The organism is Thalassospira sp. UBA1131 (assembly GCF_002311515.1).
Classification (GTDB): domain Bacteria; phylum Pseudomonadota; class Alphaproteobacteria; order Rhodospirillales; family Thalassospiraceae; genus Thalassospira.
On sequence record NZ_DCAO01000075.1, the window covers coordinates 1 to 4,726 of the forward strand.

Sequence of the window (4,726 nt, forward strand, 5' to 3'; positions counted from 1 at the left end):
ATGTACCAGTCCGTTGCCGGACGGATCTGAAGGCGGGTGCCTTGGGGGATGGTGATGATGGGTTGCAGTGACAGCGTCTCTTCAAGGACGCTGGCGCTGATTTCGCCAAAGCGGGTCGAGAGTTCTTCGGCTGCTTTTTCGGCCGCCGCAGTTGCGACTTCGCCGTCACTTTCTTCTGATTTTGTGGTGGCAGCGGCATAGCGGACAGCCGTCGAAATACCGGTCAGCATGAAGGCAGTGCCATAGCGTTCCCAGAAACGGCGATCCACTTCGCCTGCAGCCCCTTGGCGGCCCTGAATGTCACTGATCGGGGAGGCGAGCTGGCGGATCTCGGCCCGATGTCCGGCAATGAGGATCCGTTCACAAGAAATCGACAGACGCGAGCTGCCCATATCCTTGGGTGGATCATAATTGCAGATCAGCCGGGAGCCTTTGGGGATCAGAACATTGCGCCCGTGATAGCCATAGACATCACGGGCCGACTGCACGATGACGGTGCCTGTCGCATCGCCGCCAACCTGACTGTTGATTCCGGTTTCAAGGATCACGGTGATATAGCGATCTGCCGTAATGATCCGGCTGTTATCGACCGGTAGCGTAGACGTCCGTCGCGGGCCTTCATAATCGGCTTTCTCTTCATCACTGACCGGCAGATCGAGCGGATTAAGTGCAGAAGGGGTTGCCATACCAGGCAGGACAGCATGGCCCGAAGCCTCGGCCATGTCAGCAGACTGCCAGGCTGGAGAACCCCAGTCTGACGACAAGGAAACGCGATGTTGCCAGGCAGCCTCCAATGCCATGCGATAGGGATCCGGCGCGGGCGGTTCAGGAACAGGTTCAGGTTGGGGCACAGGCTCGGGAGCCGGGGCTGGCTCCGGTTCAGGTTTGGCTTCCTTGATGATGATCGGCGGCATAGTTGGGGCAGGGGCCACCGGCGCTGGTGGCGGCGGGGCTGGAAGGGCCCAGACTGATGGGTCATCAGCAGGCAGGGTTGGCGGTTCATTCACAACCGGTTCGGCACATACACCCCCAAAGGTCAGGCCAAGCACCAGTGCGACATCACAAAATGCACTCATGCGCCTTCCCCGGTATATTCAACACAGAGGAAGCTCTTACCGCTTTTGAGCGTGATCAGCGGACGGGTGCTTTCAATGATGTAGGTCTCGCCCTGGACACGGGTATTGACCAGCTCATCAATGCCATCGACCACCACATAGGCAGTCGGCAGTTCGATATCCTTCCAGCGCTTGCCAAAGCGGATATAGGTGAAGTGGTCATCCCGGAAAACTGTTTCCGGGCGGAGCGTTTCATCGCCCCAGAGATCATACTCACCCCAACCATGCAGGGCGTTCGGGTCAAACGGGGATTGCGCAACAAAGTCGCCTTCAGGCGTGCCCGGATTGGTGTCACTCAGTCCGGAAATCGCAGTATCGATAGCTGCAGACTTGTTGCCAAGCCCTGGAACAGGCATCGCCGGAAGGATGGCTTTACCGATGTCGTCAAAGCCAGCAACCGCCGGATCGCTTTCGATCTGAACGGATCCTTCAATCCGCACAATCAGATCGGGCACATTGACCGAGTTGAAGCTCTCGGCCCTCAAATAGAACGGATAAACAGCACCTGACTTGCCATAAACAACTAGTGAGGTGTCATAACCGTATCCACTGGGGCGCACAGCCAAACGACGTTCGCCGCGTGGTTTGACAGAGAACCCGCCATCATCGCCAAGATCGACCGCTTCAATCTTTTCGCCGCGTGGCAGTTCAAGCACCGTGACCATGAACTCGCGGGTGCGGATCTTGTAAGTACAATCATCACACAGATCGGTCGCATAAACCGCGTCACTCGGGTCTGCATCATCCCAGACATCCTGAACTTGGCCGCTGGTACGCGGACGGCTCATTGCGTTGAAGTAGCCCTCATTCTGATCGCGGGCCTGATCAACCACGCTTTCGGGCACCGGCATGGCCGGTGCGGGTTGTTGCGGAGGGGTTTGTGCACCAGAAAACGGTTGCTGTGATTGTCCCGGCATTGGCGGGCGTGCTGCGGTCTGCGCATTTGCGCGTTGGTAGCCAAGAATGAGAGCGGCCAGAACGAGGCTGCCAAAGACGATATGGAAAATAAGATTGATCAGGCGTTTCATGACGCGCCTCTTTCTCTAAGCACCATGTCGAGCACGGTGACGCCAAAAGGATTGGTGTATTTGTCAGCTTCGGAAACGTTCTGCGGGCGAGTGGCCAGCGTCAGGTAAGCGCGCAAGTTTTTGCGCGAGATCTCTTTGCCGCGACGATGGTCGATCTGGATGAAATCGACCGCGTATTTATGGTCCGATGACAAGGTGGCGATGGGATCGATGGAGACAATCCGCACTTCGCGCTCGATGCCTTTTTCAAGGGCCTCGGTGATCAGGCCGCTATCGATCCGCTCGCGTTTGAAGCGTTCCCAGAAGTTGGCATCAGAAAGTCTTGATGCTTCGCGCTGGCGCTCTTGCTGTGTGACCGGATCGATCTCGTTGGTGATGAGGACAAAGCGCTTGGCTTGGGCTTCAAGAAAGACTTCAAAACCTTCGACCTTCTTGCTGACCGGTTCAACAACGTAAGTGCGGTCATCCGGGCCATAGGTCCGGACCAAGGCAATCTCGGTTTCCTTGAGCGGAACGAGATGCGCAACGGTTTGCACCAGAACGACCACGCCAGCGCCAAGCACAATGTTGGTTCCGGCAGACAGGCGCAGCATCCAGGCAAGCCTGCGATGGCTGGCCTGAAAGCTGAACGGATCTGCAGCAACGGTGGCTTTGTGTGTTAAGGCCGCTTTGACCATCGACTTGCGCCCGTTATCGCGTTTGCCGATGCGCCCTAGCCAAGCCATGAGAAGCCCTCGCCATTAAACTCAACCGGATTGCAGACACAGGGGCTGAGTTTCATTTCGTCGGTGCCGGTCCCGTCTTTGGGGATCTCGCGGTCTTTTGAAACGGAGACACAGCCGGACAGGAAAATGGCGAGGCAAAGCATTGGGACGAAATGTTTAGGGATCAGGCGCATGGCTGCGATCCTTTCTGATTGGGGACGGTCGGGGAGGATGAAGCGCCCAAGCCAAGAACCAGCTTGGCAAGGGCAAGGACGACGGAAAGCGCGATCCAGATATGAACGGCACTGCGCATCAGGCCGGCCAACTGGTCCGCATCGACTTCGCGAAGGGCCATGACGAACACGATCAGGCTTTCCGGCGAAAACATGCCGGTCAGAACCAGCAGCCAGAGCGCAACGAGGGGAAAAGCGGCGATGGTCAGAACGACATCAAGCAGGAATTTCTGGAGACGGTTCATGGCTTGCCTCCCCGATCAAAGGTCGGTGTCTTGAGGCGTTCCATGACGGCATTCTTGGCGGCAACGAGACTGTCTTTGGCAGCCCCTGCAGCTCCAACCGGATTGCGGGCGGCTCCCGCACCCAAGAGAGCAGCATCAAGTGCGGCAGAAGCACCGCCCGGCGCGTATTTCTTGGCAGCATTAACCAGGGAGAGACCGGTTGCGGTCATGCCAGCGGTAATGACGGCTGCGGCCTGATTGGTGAGTTGGGATCCGGCAATCGAGTTGGCCATGCCGGTGGCCTCGGCCATAAAGGCTGTCCCCATCCAGCCAAGAACGATGGCAACCCACAGACCCGGATTGTCGATTGATGTGATCTCGCGAACATTCTCGGTGTTCTGGATATCAAGCGATGCTGCACCATAGAGACACAGTGCCAGAGCCAGCGTTGAGCCGAACAGCACCATAAAAGCGGCAAAGACAGTTCGAACCCCGGTGATTGCCATGCCGCGTCCCCAACCAAACCCGACGGCTAGCATCAGGATTGGGGAGAGGGCCGAGAACATCATCACGCGGAAGATGCTGACAACAACCTGGCTGAAATAAACAATGATCAAGATGATGTAGGGCAGGGCGAGCAGCACGCCGTAGACCCCAGCCATCAGATTGCCGAGCGAGATGGACGACCAGATTTCAAAGGCGATGCGCAAGACAACGAGTAAGCCACGCTCGGCGACGTAAACGAGTTGTGCCATGCCGCCCAGTGAGGAGGCTTCACTCGGGATCGTGGCGGCTGTAATGCCACCTTCCATACCGGCAGACAGAACAACGCCAGCAGCACTACCCATCGTTGATAAAGCCATCTGATAGATGGAATTTACGAGAGTGGGCCCTTGCCCGCCGAGCAGCAGACCAGCTATAATGATGAACGCAAATTCATGAGCGAATCCAATCAGATCGCCCTTTCCCATGATCATCTTGCCGCCATGAATGACGATCCATAGACCAACGACGGAGAGATAGATGAACCACATTGGGTCGAGCAGCACAGTGCTCAGGTTCTGGGTAAAACTGTTTGCCAGATCGACATACTCCGTCACCACGTCGCATGTCAGGCACATCAGATCATTCGTCACTGTTTCATCCATGACGTTTTTCCTTTTGATTGGCGCAGCGCAGGCGAGTTCTCTCGGAGTGGCGCTGAACAAAGGGGACTATTTGGATTGGGAATATGCTGTGTCGCTTTGGACTAAGTTTGATCGCCCAGCTGCGCTGGAGGAGTGGGATCTGGTGATGCCGGTCTATGAAGCAAATAAAGACCTGATCGCAGGCACTCGCGACGACGTTTTGCAGAAGCTTGCCAATCATCCGCAGGGTGATCTGATCAAACGCGGTCATGACCTGCGTCTGGTTTACGACGTT

Annotated in this window: 7 protein-coding genes; 1 reads left to right on the plus strand and 6 read right to left on the minus strand. The window is 56.7% G+C overall.

All coding sequences use genetic code 11. The annotated features are described in order from the left end of the window. From B3Z49_RS11845 to B3Z49_RS11870, 6 genes are all read right to left on the minus strand, one after another. Positions 1-1,076, minus strand: a 1,076-nt coding sequence (locus tag B3Z49_RS11845) for a TrbI/VirB10 family protein (RefSeq protein WP_296991036.1), incomplete at its 3' end; no start/stop codon positions are given. Then, positions 1,073-2,143, minus strand: a complete 1,071-nt coding sequence (locus B3Z49_RS11850) for a TrbG/VirB9 family P-type conjugative transfer protein (protein ID WP_296991037.1) — start codon at positions 2,141-2,143, stop codon at positions 1,073-1,075. The genes B3Z49_RS11850 and B3Z49_RS11845, both read right to left, overlap by 4 nt. Continuing rightward, the gene (locus B3Z49_RS11855; RefSeq protein WP_296991039.1) at positions 2,140-2,868 is read right to left on the minus strand and encodes a type IV secretion system protein; all 729 of its coding nucleotides are present in this window, start codon (positions 2,866-2,868) and stop codon (positions 2,140-2,142) included. The genes B3Z49_RS11850 and B3Z49_RS11855 overlap by 4 nt, the downstream gene beginning before the upstream one ends. Then, complete coding sequence (locus B3Z49_RS11860; RefSeq protein ID WP_296991041.1) at positions 2,856-3,041, minus strand: hypothetical protein; 186 nt, start codon at positions 3,039-3,041, stop codon at positions 2,856-2,858. Before B3Z49_RS11860 ends, B3Z49_RS11855 begins: the two co-directional genes overlap by 13 nt. Continuing rightward, positions 3,032-3,325, minus strand: coding sequence for a hypothetical protein (locus B3Z49_RS11865; RefSeq protein WP_296991044.1), 294 nt, complete (start codon positions 3,323-3,325; stop codon positions 3,032-3,034). The genes B3Z49_RS11860 and B3Z49_RS11865 overlap by 10 nt, the downstream gene beginning before the upstream one ends. Continuing rightward, positions 3,322-4,452 (minus strand): hypothetical protein, encoded by a 1,131-nt coding sequence (locus tag B3Z49_RS11870; protein ID WP_296991046.1) that lies wholly within the window; start codon positions 4,450-4,452, stop codon positions 3,322-3,324. The genes B3Z49_RS11865 and B3Z49_RS11870 overlap by 4 nt, the downstream gene beginning before the upstream one ends. Between B3Z49_RS11870 and B3Z49_RS11875 the strand changes: the two genes are divergently transcribed. Beyond that, a partial coding sequence (locus tag B3Z49_RS11875) for a hypothetical protein (protein ID WP_296991048.1) occupies positions 4,451-4,726 on the plus strand: 276 nt, incomplete at its 3' end. The two genes, B3Z49_RS11870 and B3Z49_RS11875, sit on opposite strands and share 2 nt — an antisense overlap.